An 18,044-nucleotide genomic window follows, 5' to 3' on the forward strand; every position below is an offset into this window, starting at 1 on the left:
GTCATGAGAAAGAACCGTACGGAATAAGATGAAAACGATCGAAGTTGACGAAGAGCTCTACCGGTATATCGCCAGCCACACGCAACATATTGGTGAAAGCGCATCCGACATTCTGCGCCGCATGCTGAAGTTCACAGCCGGTCAGACGGTCAGTGCCTCGCCTGCGCAGGCCGTTTCACAAGATGCAGCGAAAGAGTCTCAGCCTGTGTCTGTGGGATCGCGCCCGCAGGATCGTGTTCGCGCGATGCGTGAGCTGCTGCTCTCCGATGAATATGCGGAGCAGAAGCGGGCGGTGAATCGCTTTATGCTTGTCCTGTCAACGCTCTATCGTCTCGACACCACAGCCTTTGCTGAAGCCACTGCCTCTCTGCAGGGCCGCACCCGCGTCTACTTTGCAGGTGACGAGCATACGCTGTTACAGAATGGCACCCATACTAAGCCGAAGCATGTGCCCGGCACACCGTACTGGGTTATCACCAATACCAACACGGGTCGTAAATGCAGCATGATTGAACACATCATGCTCTCGATGCAGTTCCCGGCGGAACTGACCGAGAAAGTTTGCGGCACCCTCTAAAAACATAAGCGTCAGGGAGCAGCGCCAATGGCCAATCACCCACGTGCCGGGCAACCCGCCCAGCAGAGCGATTTGATTAATGTTGCACAGTTAACGTCACAATATTATGTCCTGAAGCCCGATGTGGCGAACCCGGAACATGCGGTGAAGTTTGGCACCTCTGGCCATCGCGGCAGCGCAGGGCGTCAGAGCTTCAATGAGATGCACATTCTGGCGATCGCGCAGGCCATTGCCGAAGAGCGTAAGAAGAATGGCATTACCGGACCCTGCTACGTCGGTAAAGACACCCATGCGCTGTCAGAACCGGCCATGCTGTCGGTGCTGGAAGTGCTGGCGGCCAACGGCGTCGATGTGATTGTGCAGCAGGACAATGGCTATACGCCGACCCCTGCGATCTCGAATGCGATTCTTGAGCACAACAAAGCGGGTGGCGCGCTGGCTGATGGCATCGTCATTACGCCGTCACACAACCCACCGGAAGATGGCGGCATTAAGTACAACCCACCGAATGGCGGCCCGGCTGACACCAATGTCACGAAAGTCGTGGAAGATCGCGCGAATCAGCTGATGAAAGCGGGACTGCAGGAGGTGAAACGTCTGCCACTGGAGCAGGCGCTGGCCAGCGGTCATGTGGTCGAGAAAGATCTGATCCAGCCTTATGTTGAAGGTCTGGCGGAGATCATCGACTTCCCGGCAATTCAGAAAGCCGGTCTGAAGCTGGGCGTTGACCCTCTTGGTGGTTCGGGTATTGCCTACTGGCAGCGTATTGCCGAGCACTACAAGCTGGATCTGACGCTGGTGAATGATGCGGTCGATCAAACCTTCCGCTTTATGCACCTGGATAAAGATGGCGTCGTGCGTATGGACTGCTCCTCCGAGAGCGCCATGGCCGGCTTGCTGGCGTACCGTGACAAGTTTGATCTGGCATTCGGTAACGATCCCGATTATGACCGTCACGGCATCGTAACCCCGGCGGGTCTGATGAATCCAAACCACTACCTGGCCGTGGCGATCAATTACCTGTTCCAGCACCGTCCACAGTGGGGCCAGGATGTTGCCGTCGGCAAAACGCTGGTGTCCAGCGCCATGATTGACCGTGTGGTCAACGACATTGGCCGTAAGCTGGTCGAAGTCCCGGTTGGCTTCAAGTGGTTCGTTGATGGCCTGTATGACGGCAGCTTCGGTTTCGGTGGCGAAGAGAGCGCAGGCGCCTCCTTCCTGCGCTTCGACGGCACGCCGTGGTCAACCGACAAAGATGGCATCATCATGTGTCTGCTGGCGGCGGAAATTACAGCGGTTACCGGTAAAAATCCGCAGGAGCACTACGACGAACTGGCCGCGCGCTTTGGCGCACCGAGCTACAATCGTCTGCAGGCGTCAGCGACCTCTGCGCAGAAAGCCGCGCTGTCGAAGCTGTCACCGGAGATGGTGAGCGCGGATACCCTGGCGGGCGATCCTATCACCGCACGTCTGACTGCGGCGCCGGGTAACGGTGCTTCGATTGGCGGCCTGAAAGTGATGACGGAAAATGGCTGGTTTGCTGCCCGTCCGTCAGGTACTGAAGACGCTTATAAGATCTACTGTGAAAGCTTCCTGGGCGCGGAACATCGCGCGCAGATCGAGAAAGAAGCGGTGGAAATCGTCAGTGAAGTGCTGAAAAACGCCTGATTGGTCGGGCAGAAAAAAGGCGCCTCGGGCGCCTTTTTTTATGGCTTACAGCGGCGCATCAGGCTTCAGACAGATAAACGCCTGGCCGGACAAGTCAGGCTGCAACCAACTGAATTAATGTACATTTTTACAGTCTTGCCGGTCCCCTGAGCGAACCCGGTGTCACCGCGAACCAGTCTGAACCTTAACCCACTCCGGCGCCTCTGGCACCTGAGTCAGGGCATAAAACGATAACCAATGCCGGTTTCGGTCAGCAGATGGGCGGGCTGGGTCGGATTCGCTTCCAGTTTCTGCCGCAAATGTCCCATATAGATCCGAAGATAGTGGCTGTGCTCGACTGCATTGGGCCCCCAGACCTGGCTCAGCAGCTGCCGCTGTGTCAGCACCTTTCCGGCGTTGTTAAGCAGAATGCTCAACAGGCGAAACTCGATTGGCGTGAGATGAATCTCACTGTCGCCACGCTGTACCCGGCGCGCCGCGAGATCGACGCTGACGTCGGCAAAATGGATTCTGGCATCCGGCTGCGGGCGGCTGTGGCGGCGTAACGCGACCCGGACGCGCGCCAGCAGTTCACCAATGCCAAAAGGTTTGGTCAGATAGTCATCCGCTCCCGCATCCAGCGCAGCGATTTTGTCCTGCTCATCACTGCGCGCCGACAGTACGATGACCGGTATCGCGCTCCACTGGCGCAGATCACGAATAAACGCGGTCCCATCTCCATCCGGCAGGCCAAGATCGAGGATCACCAAATCGGGCTTACGGGTCGCCGCTTCGATCAGCCCGCGCTGCAGCGTTTCGGCATCTGCCACTCTGAGATCTTCATTTTCCAGTGCCAGCCGGACAAAGCGGCGGATCTCTTTCTCATCTTCAACGATTAAAACCGTAGCCACGCATTACCTGCCTTAGGTGGAGAGCGAAGCGTTACTCTACCAATATTTCAGGCTGTCGTCCGCGTACTTAGTGCCGCAGCGTTTAAACCCCGCTGTAACCTGGCGATAACCTGTTTCTGACATAACAACATGTGCATTCAGAAAGAGTAAAAAGAGCAGAAAAGAAGTGGTCAGAGGAGTAGAAGAATTGCACAATCTGGCGTAAAATCAGACACAGATCACATTCACAGACTTATCATTGCCGGGAGGAGAAACCATGTATCAGGCTTATCCACGTTACAAAATTATCGTACGGCGTACGCTGGTCATTCTTCTCGGCGTATCAGCCCTGCCGGTGATGGCGTTCCGTCAGGACAGGGCACGTTTTTACAGTTATCTGCATCGCATCTGGTGCAAAACCAGCGCCAAACCGGTCTGGCTGGCACAATCTGAAGCTGGCGGTGGGGCGTTCTGGTAATCAGCCCGTCTGCGAGAGAAGCCTGGTCTGCTGGCCAGGCTTTTTGTTTGCGTTTTTTCTGAGAATAAGCGATACGGATCTGCGTATTCAGACTTTATTCCTGTCACTTTTGCGCTACACTTAAACCTCTACAAGATTTTGGAGGTTGTACAAGTATGGGCAAAAAAATCCCCGTTGGAATCAGTGCATGCCTGCTCGGCGACAGCGTCAGGTTTGATGGTGGCCATAAACGTCTTACTTTTGCGACTCAGGATCTTACCCCATTTGTGCGCTTCGAACCGATCTGCCCGGAAATGGCGATCGGTCTGCCTACACCGCGTCCGGCGTTACGGCTGGTAAAACAGGATGACGACGAACTGCATCTCTGTTTCAGTAAAGATGGCGGTGAAGAGGTGACAAAAGAGATGCGTGCCTGGTCTGCCGAACGGGTGAAATCGCTACACCATCTCTCTGGCTATATTCTGTGTGCGAAATCCCCCAGCTGTGGCATGGAGCGGGTGCGGGTTTACGAGCCTGATAACAACAATAACCGCAAAGTCGGCACCGGCATTTTTGCGGAATTTCTCCAGCGTGAGATGCCCTGGTTGCCGCTGGAAGAAGATGGCCGTCTGCACGATCCCGCACTGCGTGAGAACTTCATTGGCCGCATCTGCGCGCTGCATGAGTTTAATGAAATGTGGGAAAGCGGCCTGACCCGTCACAAACTGATCGCCTTTCACAGCCGCTATAAACTGATGATGCTGGCGCACTCCCAGGAAAAATATCGTGAACTGGGGCCCTTTGTCGCGTCGATGAGCCAGTGGGAGTCACTGGATGCTTTCGCCTTTGAGTATCGCAACCGCATGATGGCACTGATGTCCCGACCGGCTTCACGTCGTAACCATACCAACGTACTGATGCATGTGCAGGGCTACTTCCGCCGTCAGCTCAGTTCACCCCAGCGTCAGGAACTGGCAACGCTGATTGACCGCTATCGTCAGGGAACGCAGCCGCTGCTTGTGCCAATCACGATCCTCAAGCACTACATGGCGGAGTTTCCGCACCCCTGGCTGGCCCAGCAACGCTATTTTGACCCTTATCCCGAAGCTTTGCGCTTACGCTATGGACAGTAATTCAGGAGGCGTATGACCACCCATCTGGTCTGGCTGCGTAACGATCTACGCATTAATGATAATCTTGCGCTGCACGCCGCCTGCCGGGACAGCAAGGCAAAGGTGATGGCGCTTTTTCTTGCCACGCCCGAGCAATGGCAACAGCATGACATGTCGCCAAAACAGGCCGCATTCATTCATGCCAGCCTGACAGCCGTGCAGGGCGCACTGGCAGAACGCGGTATCGAACTGCATTACAAGGCGTGTAAAACCTTTGGTGACAGCGTCGATGCGCTGGTGAAGTTCTGCGACCAGCATAAGGTCGACCAGCTCTTCTACAACTATCAGTATGAAGTGAACGAGCGGGAGCGCGACGCGGAGGCCGAAAAACGGCTCAACGCTGCCGGTGTCACCTGCCAGGGCTTCGACGACAGTCTGCTGCTACCACCTGGCAGTGTGCAGAGCGGCGATCGCTCGATGTACAAGGTCTTTACGCCGTTCAGCAAAGCCTTCGTCCGCCGGTTACAGCAGGGACTGCCGGAGTGCGTGCCTGCGCCGAAAGCGCGCGAGGGCGCACCCCTGAAAACCACCCGGATCCCGGCCTTTGAGTGCCCCAGTGAAGCGTTTGATGAAAAACTGTTTCCGGCAGGCGAAGAGGCTGCGCTGAAAAAGCTGCGCCATTTCGCGGGTAAGCCGGTGGTCGATTATCCCGCTAAGCGCGACCAGCCCGCGCTGGACGCCACCAGTCGCCTGTCTGTCTATCTGTCGACTGGCGTACTGTCGCCTCGCCAGTGTCTGCATCGTGTTCTGCACGAACATCCTGATGCACTGGAGAACGGCAAGGCGTTTACCTGGCTTAACGAGCTGATCTGGCGTGAGTTTTACCGTCATCTGCTGGTGGCTTACCCATCGCTCTGCCGCCATCAGCCGTTTGTTGACTGGACGCGCAACGTCGGGTGGCAGAAAAACAAGGCTCACTTTGATGCCTGGAAAGCAGGTAAAACCGGCTTTCCGATTGTGGATGCGGCCATGCGTCAGATGAACCAGATCGGCTGGATGCACAATCGTCTGCGAATGATTACGGCCAGTTTCCTGGTCAAGGACCTGCTCATCGACTGGCGCGAAGGCGAACGCTACTTCATGCAGCAGCTGATTGATGGCGATCTGGCCGCAAACAACGGTGGCTGGCAGTGGGCCGCCTCGACCGGCACGGACGCGGCACCCTATTTCCGTATCTTCAATCCGACCACCCAGGGCGAACGTTTTGATCCGCAGGGTGAGTTTATCCGTCAATACCTGCCGGAGCTGGCCGACGTTCCCGACAGCGATATTCACCAGCCGCATCAGTGGGCGGAGAAGCACAAGAAGAAACTCGATTATCCGGCACCAATCGTGGATCATAAGGCGGCACGTAAAAAGACATTAGACGCCTTTGAGCGCGCCAAAAGCGACGCCTGAGGCTTCGAAGGAGCCTGTATGAACCATTACGAACTTGAGAGGCTGATCAATCAGCATCTCGACAGCCACAGCTTCAGCGATTATGCGCCCAACGGGCTGCAGGTCGAGGGACGCAGTGAGATCAAAACCGTTATTACCGGCGTGACCGCCTGCCAGGCGCTGCTGGATGAAGCGGTGGCCCGTCAGGCCGATGCGATCATCGTGCATCACGGTTATTTCTGGAAGAGTGAGCCTGCGGTAATAAAAGGCATGAAACGCCGTCGCCTGCAGACTCTGCTGGCTAACGACATCAATCTCTACGGCTGGCACCTGCCGCTTGACGCGCATCCTGAACTGGGCAACAACGCTCAGCTGGCAAAGCTGCTGGAGATTGACGTCCGGGGTGAGGTGATGCCGCTGGTGTTCCACGGTGAGCTGGCTGAGCCGATCTCTGGCGAGCAGCTGGCCCGCCGCATCGCCGATCGGCTGGGTCGCGAGCCGCTGCATTGCGGTGACAACGCGCCTGCGCTGATTCGTCGCATTGCCTGGTGCAGTGGAGGCGGGCAGGGCTTTATCGACCAGGCCGCCGCGGCGGGCGTCGACGCCTATATTACCGGCGAGGTTTCTGAACAGACGATTCACAGTGCGCGCGAGCAGGGGATTCACTTCTTTGCCGCAGGCCATCACGCTACCGAACGGGGCGGCGTGAAAGCGCTGGGCGACTGGCTGTCACAGCATCACGATCTGGACGTCACCTTCATCGATATCCCTAACCCTGCCTGACGCTCTTCCCGGTCCTGCGCGCCAGCGCAGGACTGAAATCGGTTGACACATCTCTGTCACTTTCGCATAACTGTTTGCTTTAAGTAGATAAGCAAGGGGCCGATCCGGGTATCGGATGTGATCGCCCTGGCGCGATTTCAACCAGGCGGGAGGTAGCTGTTGCAACGAGCACGATGTTATTTATTGGGTGAACGCGCTGTCGTGCTGGAGCTGGAACCGCCGGTCTCGCTGGAGAGCCAGCAGCGTATCTGGGGGCTGAACCAGCGGCTGCAATCGTCTGACAGCGTGCTGGAGGTGATCCCCGGCATGAACAACATCACCCTGATCCTGCGTGACCCGCAGCAGAATGCCCTGGACGCCATTGAACGGCTGCAGCGCTGGTGGGAAGAGAGCGACGCGCAGCTGCCAGAGTCACGTGAGGTCGCGATTCCGGTGATCTACGGCGGCGAGGCGGGGCCCGATCTCGCGGTTGTGGCGGAACAGGCCAGGCTGACGCCCGGCCAGGTCGTTGAGCTGCACAGCAGCAGCGAATATGTCGTCTTCTTTATCGGCTTCCAGCCCGGATTTCCCTATCTTGGCGGGCTGGATCCGCGTCTTCACACGCCGCGTCGGGCGGAACCCAGAATCAGTGTGCCCGCCGGGTCGGTGGGCATTGGCGGCAGCCAGACCGGCGTCTATCCGCTCGCCTCGCCGGGCGGCTGGCAGCTGATTGGTCAGACGCGCACGGCGCTGTTTGATCCGCAACGGCAACCGCCCGTTTTGCTGCGTCCCGGCGACCGGGTCCGCTTTGTGCCACAGCAGGAGGGGGTATGTTAAACATTCTGCGCGCCGGTCTGGCCGCCACCCTCCAGGATGCGGGACGATACGGCTGGCGTCAGTTCGGGATCAGTCCGGGTGGCGTTCTGGATCAGCCCGCGATGATGACGGCTAACATGCTGGTGGGCAATGCCCCGGACAGCGCCGTGCTGGAGATCGTGCTTGGTCAGTTCAGGGCGGAGTTTACCCGGGACGGCTGGTTTGCGCTGACGGGCGCAGGGTGCCAGGCACAGCTTGACGACAAGCCGGTCTGGACAGGCTGGCGTACCCCGGTAAAACGGGGTCAGGTTCTGTCGCTGGCGATGCCGCTGCGCGGCATGCGCAGCTACCTGGCGGTGCACGGTGGTTTTGACATCCCTGACATGCTGGGGTCTGCCAGCACGGATCTTAAAGCGCAGTTTGGCGGGTTTCACGGACGCGCCCTGCGGGATGGCGATCGGCTTCCACTGGGGAGACCGACGCGCCAGTTCGACCGTCAGGCCGGTGTACGGCAACTGTTGTGGGGCAACCGCATCCGCGCACTGCCTGGCCCGGAGTATCACGAATTCAGCCGCGAAGCGCAGGAGGCGTTCTGGCGCACCGGCTGGAAACTCAGCCCGCAGAGTAACCGCATGGGCTACCGGCTGGAGGGACGCAGACTCGAGCGGGAAAGTCCGCGTGAACTGCTGTCACACGGCGTGATGCCGGGCGTGATTCAGGTGCCGCCCAACGGGCAGCCTATCGTGCTGATGGCCGATGCACAGACCACTGGCGGCTATCCGCGCATCGCCTCGGTCATTGAAGCCGATCTCTATCACCTGGCGCAAATCCGGCTGGGTGAGCCAATTCACTTTATTCACTGCAGCCTGCCGGACGCGATGCTGGCGCGTCAGCATCAGCAGCGCGCACTGGATCAGATGATGTGGGGACTTAATGAAGATTGATTTAAATGCCGACCTGGGTGAGGGCTGCGCCAGCGATCAGGCGCTGCTGCAACGGGTGAGTTCGGCCAATATCGCCTGTGGCTTTCACGCCGGTGATGCGCAGACCATGCTGCAGTCGGTGCGCTGGGCACAGGCTGCCGGTGTTGCGATTGGTGCACATCCCGCCTTTCCCGATCGGGAGAACTTTGGCCGCAGCGCCATGCAGCTCCCGCCGGAAACGGTCTATGCCCAGATGATCTACCAGATTGGCGCGCTGAAAACGCTGGCGGAAAGCGAAGGCGCGCGGCTGGTTCACGTTAAACCCCACGGGATGCTGTACAACCAGGCGGCGGCCGATCCGGTGCTGGCTGACGCTATCGCCCGCGCTATCCGCGCGGTCGATAGCCAGCTGATCCTGGTAGGCCTGGCCAATAGCGAATCGATTCGGGCCGGGGCGCACTACGGCTTACGCACGCGGGAGGAGGTCTTTGCCGACCGGGGCTATCTCCGTTCCGGCGCGCTGGTGCCGCGCAGCGAACCCGGCGCGCTGATTGAAGATGAGCAGCAGGCGATCGATCAGACGCTGACAATGGTGCAGCAGGGCAGGGTAAAAAGTATCACGGGAGAGTGGGTAGCGGTGAAGGCGCAGACCGTCTGCCTGCATGGTGACGGCGCGCATGCCCTGCAGTTTGCGCAGCGGTTGTGTGAGGCGTTTACCCGTCAGCAGATTCGCGTCACCAGTGACTGAAAACCATCTTTAACCCGGCATGCGCCGGGTTTTTCACTCTGAGGGAAAAGCATGGAGAGTGCAGTAAATCTCTGGCCATTACTGGGCATTGCCGCCATCGTAATTGGCTTCGTATTGCGTTTTAATCCGGTGCTGGTGGTGATTATTGCCGGATTTGTCACCGGGCTGGCCGCGATGATGCCGCTGGCCGACATTCTGGAAAAGCTGGGCGCAGGCTTTCTGAACACCCGTAACCTGCCGCTGATCCTGCTGCTGCCGCTGGCGGTCATTGGCCTGCTGGAGCGTCACGGGCTGAAAGAGCGGGCTCAGGCGTGGATTGCCCAGATTAAAACGGCCACCGCAGGCCGTCTGCTGATCGTCTATCTGTTTGTGCGCGAAATCACCGCCGCGCTGGGGCTGACCAGCCTCGGCGGCCATCCGCAGATGGTGCGACCGCTGCTGGCACCGATGGCGGAAGGCGCGACAGAAAACCGCTACGGCGAGATTACGCCCGAACTGCGCCATCGGCTGCGCGCGATGTCGGCAGCGACTGACAATGTCGGCCTGTTCTTTGGTGAGGATATCTTCGTCGCGTTTGGCGCAATTATCTTTATGCATAATTTTATGCAGGAGTCCGCCGGGATCCAGACCGAGCCGCTGCACATCGCGCTATGGGGCATCCCGACCGCCGTGGCCGCCTTCCTGATCCACTCGGCCCGCCTGGTGCGGCTAGACCGCCAGCTGGCGCGTGAGCTGCAGCGGCTCAACGGTCAGGCGCTGAAAGCTAAAGGAGGCGCATAATGTTCCAGCAACAGTATCTGATGTGGCTGGCAGGCATCATGCTGCTGGTAGTGGCGATCCTCTCCTGGCGCGACCGCGCGAATCCTCGCCGTCTGACGACCGGCCTGTTCTGGGCGCTGTATGGCCTGGTGTTTCTGGTCGGTGACTGGACGACGCAGATGATGAGCAGCCTGATGGGTTCGGACGCGGCGGGCACCCGAATGCTGCATATCACCATCGGTGTCATTGTGGTGATCATGGCGCTGATTGCCGGCCTGGGGGGCGTCCGGCTGGGCCGCTATCATCAGCGCAGCGATGAAGAGAAGCAGGCCAGTGCGCTGCGTCTGCGCAATAAACTGTTTCTGCCTGCGCTGGCAATTCCGGTCGTGACCGTGGTCGGCGTTCTGGCGTTTAACCATGTTCCCGGTCTGCAGGATGTGGTGTTCGGTCCCGGAAATCACGCCACGCTGGTAACATTGTTTTCAATGATGGTCGGCTGTGTCATTGGCTGGCTGGTGGCGTTAAAACTGACCCATGAAAAACCGGTGCAGTCGATGCAGGAGACCCGCCGTCTGCTGGATTCGATTGGCTGGGCCTTTATCCTGCCGCAGATCCTCGCGACCCTGGGACTACTGTTTACCAGCGCGGGCGTGGGCAGCGCCATTTCGCATCTGACAGAAACCTGGCTGGCAGTCGACAACCGATTTGTCGCAGTCACCGTTTATGCTGTCGGAATGGCGCTGTTAACCATGATTATGGGCAACGCCTTTGCCGCCTTTCCGATTATCACTGCAGGCGTCGGCATTCCGATTCTGGTGCTGCAGCACGGCGGCAATCCGGCGGTGATGGCGGCGATTGGCATGTTCTCCGGCTACTGCGGCACGCTGATGACGCCGATGGCGGCCAACTTCAATATTGTCCCGGCGGCGCTGCTGGAGCTGCCTGACCGAAACGCCGTCATCAAAGTTCAGATTCCAACCGGTGTGCTACTGTTAATCGTTAACATTTTTCTGCTCTATTTCCTGATGTTTCTGTGAGGCAGCATGAAAACGATCCTGATAACGGCCTTTGAGCCTTTTGGCGGTGAAACGATTAATCCTTCCTGGGAAGCGGTGCGGACGCTGGAGGGTAAAGAGATCGGCGGGGCGAAGATCGTCATCCGCCAGCTGCCCGTGGTTTTCCATGAGGTCCTCGGCGTGCTGAATCAGGCGCTGGAAGAGATCAGACCGGATGCGGTGCTGTCTGTGGGGCAGGCGGGTGGTCGCAGTGACATCACCGTCGAGCGTATCGGTATTAATGTCGATGATGCCCGCATCCCGGATAACAGCGGGCATCAGCCCATTGATGAACCCGTGGTGGCTGGCGGTCCGGCCGCCTATTTTTCGCGGCTGCCGATAAAAGCGATCGTCTCCGCCGTGCGGGAGGCGGGCATTCCGGCGTCGGTGTCACAGACGGCAGGCACCTTTACCTGTAACCGGGTGATGTATGGCCTGCTGCACTGGCTTCAGCAGCAGGAGAGCCCGGCGCGGGGCGGCTTTATCCATATCCCCTATCTGCCTGAGCAGGCAGCGCAGCACCCCGGCGCGCCGAGCATGGCGCTGGCGACCATCATTCAGGCGCTGGAGATCGCCGTACGGGTCACGCTGGAGACCGGCGACGACATTAAACAGGCTGGCGGTGCCACCCACTAAGAGGATGAACGATGCCTGAAGGACCGGAAGTCCGCCGCGTGGCGGATAAGCTCGAAGCCGCTATTGTGGGTCAGCCGTTAACGGAAGCATGGTTCGCCTTTCCGCAGCTCAAGACCTATGAACCGGCGTTGATTGGTGAGCAGGTGCAGGCCATTGAAACGCGGGGCAAGGCGCTGCTGACACATTTCAGCAACGGCCTGACGCTCTACAGCCATAACCAGCTCTATGGCATCTGGCGGATTGTGAAACCCGATACCGAACTTAATAGTAACCGTCAGCTGCGGGTGCGGCTGGCGACGGCGGGCAAAGCGATTCTGCTCTACAGTGCCTCCGATATTGAACTGCTTAACGCCGATACGCTGGCGGCGCATCCGTTCCTGAATCGTATCGGGCCGGATGTGCTGAGCAGTGCGCTGACCGTTGAAGAGGTGCGGGAGCGGCTGCTGTCACCCCGTTTCCGGCGGCGTCAGTTCAGTGGACTGCTGCTGGATCAGGCGTTTCTGGCCGGGCTGGGTAACTACCTGCGCGCTGAAATTCTCTGGCTGGCGCAGCTACTGCCACACCATCGGGCGCAGGAGTTGAGTGAGGATCAGCTGACTGCATTCAGCGAGGCGCTGCTTTCGGTGCCGCGTCACGCCTACCGGATGCGTGGCACCATGAAGAAATATCATGAGGAAGCGGCGTTCCAGTTTGAGGTGTTTCATCGACAGGGCAGGACGTGCCGGCGCTGTGGCACGATAGTTGAGAAGGGCACGCTGTCATCGCGACCTTTTTACTGGTGTCCGGGGTGTCAGAGATAGAAAGGGCATGAAGTTAAAAGCGGGTGAGGGTAGAAACAGGCAGCTGTAAAACCGAGCCTGCTCAGTAAACAGGGTCAGATCGGAAAGACGCAAAAGCCGTTATCTATGACATGCTCGTCACGCGCCATTCCTGGCGCGGGACGCTTTCCTCTTCTGACCCGGTTCCCTGCGCAGTGAACTGATTCGTTGCGGCCAGCTTCACCCGTATGCAGGCTTCTCAGCTGGCTAAGGCGGAGAGGTCTCCCCGCTCCCCGCCATCACGAACTTACTTCTCCAGCTTAGAGCTGAATTCGCGCTCGGTATAACCAGTGTAGAGCTGGCGCGGACGGGCAATCTTCATGCCTTCATCGTGCATCTCTTTCCAGTGTGCAATCCAGCCAACAGTACGGGCCATCGCAAAGATCACCGTAAACATGGAGGAAGGAATACCCATCGCTTTCAGGATAATACCGGAGTAGAAGTCCACGTTTGGATAGAGTTTGCGCTCGATGAAGTAGGGGTCGTTCAGCGCAATGTGTTCCAGCTCCATCGCCACTTCCAGCAGGTCATCCTTCATACCCAGCTCATTCAGTACTTCATGGCAGGTATCGCGCATTACCGTCGCGCGTGGATCGTAGTTTTTGTAAACGCGGTGACCAAAGCCCATCAGACGGAAAGAGTCATTCTTGTCTTTAGCGCGTTTCACAAACTCCGGAATGTGCTCAACGGTGCTGATCTCTTCCAGCATACGCAGGGTCGCTTCATTGGCACCCCCGTGCGCCGGTCCCCACAGGGAGGCGATACCTGCCGCGATACAGGCAAACGGATTCGCGCCGCTTGAACCCGCGGTACGGACGGTCGAGGTTGAGGCGTTCTGCTCATGGTCCGCATGCAGGATAAGGATACGGTCCATTGCACGTTCCAGTACCGGATTGACCTTGTACTCTTCGCACGGGGTGGCGAACATCATGTGCAGGAAGTTACCCGCATAAGAGAGGTCATTGCGCGGATAGACAAAAGGCTGGCCGATGGAATATTTGTAACACATTGCCGCCATGGTCGGCATCTTCGACAGCAGACGGAACGCCGCAATTTCACGGTGGCGCTCAATGTTGACATCCAGTGAATCGTGGTAAAACGCGGCCAGTGCGCCGGTCACACCGCACATCACTGCCATCGGGTGAGAGTCACGACGGAAGCCGTGGAACAGACGGGTAATCTGCTCATGAATCATCGTGTGGCGAGTAACGGTGGTACGAAACTCATCGAACTGCTTCTGATCCGGCGCTTCGCCATTCAGCAGGATGTAACAGACTTCCAGATAGTTAGAGTGGGTGGCCAGCTCAGAAATCGGGAAACCACGATGCAGCAGGATGCCTTCATCACCATCGATGAATGTGATGGCAGATTCGCAGGACGCTGTAGAAGTGAAACCGGGATCGAAGGTGAACAGGCCACTTGAACCCAGAGCGCGGACATCAACCACATCCTGGCCCAGCGTGCCCTTCAGCACGTCCAGCTCTACAGATGTTCCATCTTGCAGGGTTAGCGTTACTTTTTTATCTGTCATTTTCGTCTCCATAGCGCCTTATGTAGGTAAGGATCTTTAGACACCTGAAACGCGTTCATGTTGCGGTTGGCAAAACTGCACAGTGTCACTCTGCGGGGTAAAGCGGGTGCAGGGTACAGAGTGAGCGGCGCGTTCCAGGGGAGGAACCGGTGAGCCATGGACATGCTGCATATCGCGGTTGTTAAAGATCCGGTCAGGATATAACTTCTTGGTAACCAATAACCTGATGCTTTTTGTTGCTCATTATCGCAATGTTACATAACTTGCGCTTAGGGGAAAGTGTATCCCCATAACTTTTGTGCATCATAGGAATTTACAGGCTTAGTTTGTAACTGAATTGTTGAACTATTGTCAAATCAGATAATTAAAATTGTATCAATTGTGAAAATCGTGAGTCGGATCACTGTTCCACCCAAAATATACCAAAGAGTTTGTAGGGGAATTGTAATCAGAATGTGATCCTCTTATACTTCCGCCAGGTCTCCGGAACACCCTGACACCAGGAGCCACCCAGCGTTTATTACCGCGTCACTTAACACTGGATGTTGCTTTTTTGGTGACGGTTAAAGTCTGCCACGCGTTGTGATTAGACTCCGCCTCAGGTCCGGAGGAAGCAAAATAAAAAAGGCTGTGTGGGCAAAACCGTGAAAAAACAAAGACCTGTCAACTTGGATCTCTCGACGATCCGGTTTCCCGTTACTGCAATATCGTCCATTCTTCACCGCGTCTCCGGCGTAATCACCCTGGTTGCCATTGGCATCCTGCTGTGGCTGCTCGGTCTCTCTCTCTCCTCTCCTGAAGGTTTCCAGCATGCTGCGTCCATTATGGATGGCTTCTTCGCGAAGTTCATCATGTGGGGCATCCTGACTGCGCTGGCCTATCACGCGGTGAGCGGGATTCGTCATATGTTGATGGATTTTGGTTATCTGGCTGAAACGCTGCAGGTTGGTAAGCGCTCAGCTCATTTAACTTTTGTGATCACTGTCGTGCTGGCAATTCTGGCGGGAGTCCTCGTATGGTAAGCAATGCATCCGCATTGGGTCGCAACGGCATTCAGGACTGGCTGCTGCTGCGGGCAACTGCAATCCTCATTACTCTTTACATCGTCTACATCCTCGGTTTCGTGGTGATGACAGACACGCTGACCTATGATCTGTGGCGTGGCTTCTTCGCTTCTGCCTTCACCAAAGTTTTCACGCTGCTGACGCTGTTCTCTATTCTGATCCACGGCTGGATTGGGATGTGGCAGGTGTTAACAGACTACGTTAAATCACTGCCAACCCGCCTGTTGTTGCAGTTTGTGATTGTCGTGGCGCTGTTGTGGTATGCGATTTATGGTTTTGTTGTGGTGTGGGGTGTGTAAATGAGTTTGCCAATCAGAGAGTTTGATGCCGTGGTGATCGGCGCAGGTGGCGCAGGCATGCGTGCCGCCCTGCAAATCTCCCAGGGTGGCCAGAGCTGTGCTCTGCTGTCCAAAGTTTTCCCGACCCGTTCCCACACTGTTTCTGCGCAGGGCGGTATCACCGTTGCGCTGGGTAATACCCATGAAGATAACTGGGAATGGCACATGTATGACACCGTCAAAGGTTCCGACTATATCGGTGACCAGGACGCAATTGAATATATGTGTAAAACTGGCCCGGAAGCGATTCTGGAGCTGGAGCACATGGGCCTGCCATTCTCCCGTCTGGAAGATGGTCGCGTCTATCAGCGTCCTTTTGGCGGCCAGTCGAAGAATTTCGGTGGTGAGCAGGCGGCGCGTACTGCAGCCGCTGCTGACCGTACCGGTCACGCCCTGCTGCACACCCTTTATCAACAGAACCTGAAAAACAAAACCACTATTTTCTCGGAGTGGTATGCGCTGGATCTGGTGAAGAATGCCGATGGCGCAGTCGTCGGCTGTACCGCTATCTGCATTGAAACCGGCGAAACGGTCTACTTCAAAGCGAAAGCGACCATTCTGGCGACCGGCGGCGCGGGCCGCATCTATCAGTCAACCACCAATGCTCACATCAACACCGGTGACGGCGTCGGTATGGCACTGCGTGCGGGCGTACCCGTGCAGGATATGGAAATGTGGCAGTTCCACCCAACCGGTATCGCGGGTGCGGGCGTGCTGGTCACCGAAGGCTGCCGTGGTGAAGGCGGCTATCTGCTGAACAAACATGGCGAACGCTTCATGGAGCGCTATGCGCCGAACGCCAAAGATCTGGCGGGCCGTGACGTGGTTGCCCGTTCAATGATGATTGAAATCCGTGAAGGTCGCGGCTGTGACGGTCCATGGGGCCCGCACATTAAACTGAAACTCGACCATCTGGGCAAAGAAGTACTGGAGTCCCGTCTGCCGGGCATCCTTGAGCTGTCACGCACCTTTGCGCACGCCGATCCGATTAAAGAGCCGATTCCGGTTATCCCGACCTGCCACTACATGATGGGCGGTATTCCGACCAAAGTGACCGGTCAGGCGCTGCGCGTCAATGAGCAGGGCGAAGATGTCGTTATCCCGGGCCTGTTCGCCGTCGGCGAGATCGCCTGTGTCTCAGTACACGGCGCTAACCGTCTGGGCGGTAACTCACTGCTCGACCTGGTGGTCTTTGGCCGTGCGGCCGGCCTGCATCTGCTGGAAAGTATCCAGGAGCAGGGCGAGCTGCGCGATGCTACCCAGGATGAAATTGACGCGGCCATGGCACGCTTCAACCGCTGGGAAAATAACACCACCGGTGAAGACCCGGTTGAGATTCGTAAAGCGCTGCAGCGCTGCATGCAGAACAACTTCTCTGTGTTCCGCGAAGGCGAAGCGATGGCGCAGGGTCTGGAAGAGCTGAAAGAGATCCGTCAGCGGCTGAAATCAGCCCGTCTGGATGATCGCTCACCGGATTTCAACACGCAGCGTATTGAATGTCTGGAGCTGGATAACCTGATGGAGACGGCGTATGCCACGGCGGTGGCGGCGAACTATCGCACCGAGAGCCGCGGTGCCCACAGTCGCTTCGACTTCCCGGATCGTGATGATGAAAACTGGCTGTGCCACAGTCTTTATGTCCCGGAAACCGAAAGCATGACGCGCCGTGAGGTGAACATGCAGCCGAAACTGCGCGCGGCCTTCCCGCCGAAAGTGCGTACCTACTAATTTCGGAGACGATCATGAGACTCGAGTTTTCCATTTATCGCTATAATCCGGACGTTGACGACAAGCCACGGATGCAGGACTACACCCTGGAATCGGAAGATGGCCGCGATATGATGCTGCTGGATGCGCTGATTCGCCTGAAAGAGAAAGATCCTACGCTGGCGTTTCGTCGCTCCTGCCGCGAAGGCGTCTGCGGCTCTGATGGCCTGAACATGAACGGCAAAAACGGCCTGGCCTGTATCACGCCTGTTTCAGCACTGGGTAACGGCAAACAGAAAATTGTTATCCGTCCTTTACCGGGTCTGCCGGTGGTGCGTGACCTGGTCGTAGACATGAGCCAGTTTTATGCGCAATATGAGAAAATTAAGCCTTTCCTGTTGAATAATGGGGAAAATCCGCCAGCACGCGAGCATCTGCAGTCACCGGATGAGCGTGAGCACCTGGATGGCCTGTATGAATGTATTCTCTGTGCCTGCTGCTCTACCTCATGCCCGTCATTCTGGTGGAACCCTGAGAAATTTATCGGTCCTGCTGGTCTGCTGGCTGCGTACCGCTTCCTGATTGACAGCCGCGACACCGAAACCGAGTCGCGCCTCGATAATCTGAATGATGCGTTCAGTGTATTCCGCTGCCACAGCATCATGAACTGTGTGAGCGTCTGTCCGAAAGGGCTGAACCCGACGCGCGCCATCGGCCATATCAAGTCGATGCTGCTGCAGCGCGGCGCATAATGTTTCTCTGCCGGG

The 18,044-nt window shown here is 57.4% G+C and carries 19 protein-coding genes; 17 read left to right on the plus strand and 2 right to left on the minus strand.

Annotated features, from left to right (window positions below; all coding sequences use genetic code 11):
- Positions 1-28: 28 nt before the first annotated feature.
- Positions 29-577, plus strand: coding sequence for a replication initiation negative regulator SeqA (gene seqA / locus RT657_RS11490; protein WP_313654610.1), 549 nt, complete (start codon positions 29-31; stop codon positions 575-577).
- A 27-nt stretch (positions 578-604) separates the two neighbouring features.
- Positions 605-2,245 (plus strand): phosphoglucomutase (alpha-D-glucose-1,6-bisphosphate-dependent), encoded by a 1,641-nt coding sequence (gene pgm / locus RT657_RS11495; protein WP_128085777.1) that lies wholly within the window; start codon positions 605-607, stop codon positions 2,243-2,245.
- Between the two features lie 215 nt (positions 2,246-2,460).
- On the opposite strand, the gene kdpE is transcribed toward pgm, so the two are convergent.
- Positions 2,461-3,135: a two-component system response regulator KdpE gene (gene kdpE, locus RT657_RS11500; RefSeq protein ID WP_313654611.1), complete on the minus strand. Its 675-nt coding sequence runs from the start codon at positions 3,133-3,135 to the stop codon at positions 2,461-2,463.
- A gap of 256 nt (positions 3,136-3,391) precedes the next feature.
- On the opposite strand from kdpE, the gene RT657_RS11505 reads away from it, so the two are divergent.
- From RT657_RS11505 to nei, 11 genes are all read left to right on the plus strand, one after another.
- Positions 3,392-3,592, plus strand: a complete 201-nt coding sequence (locus tag RT657_RS11505; RefSeq protein WP_313654612.1) for a YbfA family protein — start codon at positions 3,392-3,394, stop codon at positions 3,590-3,592.
- A gap of 155 nt (positions 3,593-3,747) precedes the next feature.
- Positions 3,748-4,704 (plus strand): 2-thiouracil desulfurase family protein, encoded by a 957-nt coding sequence (locus RT657_RS11510; protein WP_313654613.1) that lies wholly within the window; start codon positions 3,748-3,750, stop codon positions 4,702-4,704.
- Between the two features lie 12 nt (positions 4,705-4,716).
- Positions 4,717-6,141 carry a deoxyribodipyrimidine photo-lyase gene (gene phrB / locus RT657_RS11515; RefSeq protein WP_313654614.1) on the plus strand — a complete coding sequence of 475 codons (1,425 nt, stop codon included), beginning with the start codon at positions 4,717-4,719 and terminating at the stop codon, positions 6,139-6,141.
- An 18-nt stretch (positions 6,142-6,159) separates the two neighbouring features.
- A complete protein-coding gene (locus tag RT657_RS11520; protein ID WP_313654615.1) occupies positions 6,160-6,903 on the plus strand; it encodes a type 2 GTP cyclohydrolase I in 744 nt (247 codons plus the stop codon).
- Positions 6,904-7,062: 159 nt separating this feature from the next.
- Positions 7,063-7,719 carry a 5-oxoprolinase subunit PxpB gene (pxpB, locus tag RT657_RS11525; protein WP_313654617.1) on the plus strand — a complete coding sequence of 219 codons (657 nt, stop codon included), beginning with the start codon at positions 7,063-7,065 and terminating at the stop codon, positions 7,717-7,719.
- Positions 7,713-8,642: a 5-oxoprolinase subunit PxpC gene (pxpC, locus tag RT657_RS11530; protein ID WP_313654618.1), complete on the plus strand. Its 930-nt coding sequence runs from the start codon at positions 7,713-7,715 to the stop codon at positions 8,640-8,642. Before pxpB ends, pxpC begins: the two co-directional genes overlap by 7 nt.
- The gene (gene pxpA / locus RT657_RS11535; protein ID WP_313654619.1) at positions 8,632-9,369 is read left to right on the plus strand and encodes a 5-oxoprolinase subunit PxpA; all 738 of its coding nucleotides are present in this window, start codon (positions 8,632-8,634) and stop codon (positions 9,367-9,369) included. Before pxpC ends, pxpA begins: the two co-directional genes overlap by 11 nt.
- Before the next feature lie 51 nt (positions 9,370-9,420).
- Positions 9,421-10,149, plus strand: a complete 729-nt coding sequence (locus RT657_RS11540) for a DUF969 domain-containing protein (protein WP_128085634.1) — start codon at positions 9,421-9,423, stop codon at positions 10,147-10,149.
- The gene (locus RT657_RS11545; protein ID WP_313654620.1) at positions 10,149-11,165 is read left to right on the plus strand and encodes a DUF979 domain-containing protein; all 1,017 of its coding nucleotides are present in this window, start codon (positions 10,149-10,151) and stop codon (positions 11,163-11,165) included. Before RT657_RS11540 ends, RT657_RS11545 begins: the two co-directional genes overlap by 1 nt.
- A 6-nt stretch (positions 11,166-11,171) precedes the next feature.
- The gene (pcp, locus tag RT657_RS11550; protein ID WP_313654622.1) at positions 11,172-11,819 is read left to right on the plus strand and encodes a pyroglutamyl-peptidase I; all 648 of its coding nucleotides are present in this window, start codon (positions 11,172-11,174) and stop codon (positions 11,817-11,819) included.
- Between the two features lie 11 nt (positions 11,820-11,830).
- Complete coding sequence (nei, locus tag RT657_RS11555) at positions 11,831-12,619, plus strand: endonuclease VIII (protein WP_313654623.1); 789 nt, start codon at positions 11,831-11,833, stop codon at positions 12,617-12,619.
- 265 nt (positions 12,620-12,884) lie between these two features.
- On the opposite strand, the gene RT657_RS11560 is transcribed toward nei, so the two are convergent.
- Positions 12,885-14,168 (minus strand): citrate synthase, encoded by a 1,284-nt coding sequence (locus RT657_RS11560; RefSeq protein ID WP_313654625.1) that lies wholly within the window; start codon positions 14,166-14,168, stop codon positions 12,885-12,887.
- Between the two features lie 632 nt (positions 14,169-14,800).
- On the opposite strand from RT657_RS11560, the gene sdhC reads away from it, so the two are divergent.
- From sdhC to RT657_RS11580, 4 genes are read left to right on the plus strand one after another with little or no spacing between them, the layout of a single operon-like run.
- Positions 14,801-15,190, plus strand: a complete 390-nt coding sequence (gene sdhC, locus RT657_RS11565) for a succinate dehydrogenase cytochrome b556 subunit (RefSeq protein WP_313654627.1) — start codon at positions 14,801-14,803, stop codon at positions 15,188-15,190.
- A complete protein-coding gene (gene sdhD / locus RT657_RS11570) occupies positions 15,184-15,531 on the plus strand; it encodes a succinate dehydrogenase membrane anchor subunit (RefSeq protein ID WP_009091417.1) in 348 nt (115 codons plus the stop codon). The genes sdhC and sdhD overlap by 7 nt, the downstream gene beginning before the upstream one ends.
- The gene (gene sdhA / locus RT657_RS11575) at positions 15,532-17,298 is read left to right on the plus strand and encodes a succinate dehydrogenase flavoprotein subunit (protein WP_313654628.1); all 1,767 of its coding nucleotides are present in this window, start codon (positions 15,532-15,534) and stop codon (positions 17,296-17,298) included. It abuts the gene before it with no gap.
- A 14-nt stretch (positions 17,299-17,312) separates the two neighbouring features.
- Positions 17,313-18,029, plus strand: coding sequence for a succinate dehydrogenase iron-sulfur subunit (locus RT657_RS11580; protein WP_009091413.1), 717 nt, complete (start codon positions 17,313-17,315; stop codon positions 18,027-18,029).
- Positions 18,030-18,044: the final 15 nt, after the last annotated feature.

It is taken from the genome of Pantoea sp. (genome assembly GCF_032114055.1).
In the GTDB taxonomy this organism is placed as follows: Bacteria; Pseudomonadota; Gammaproteobacteria; order Enterobacterales; family Enterobacteriaceae; genus Pantoea.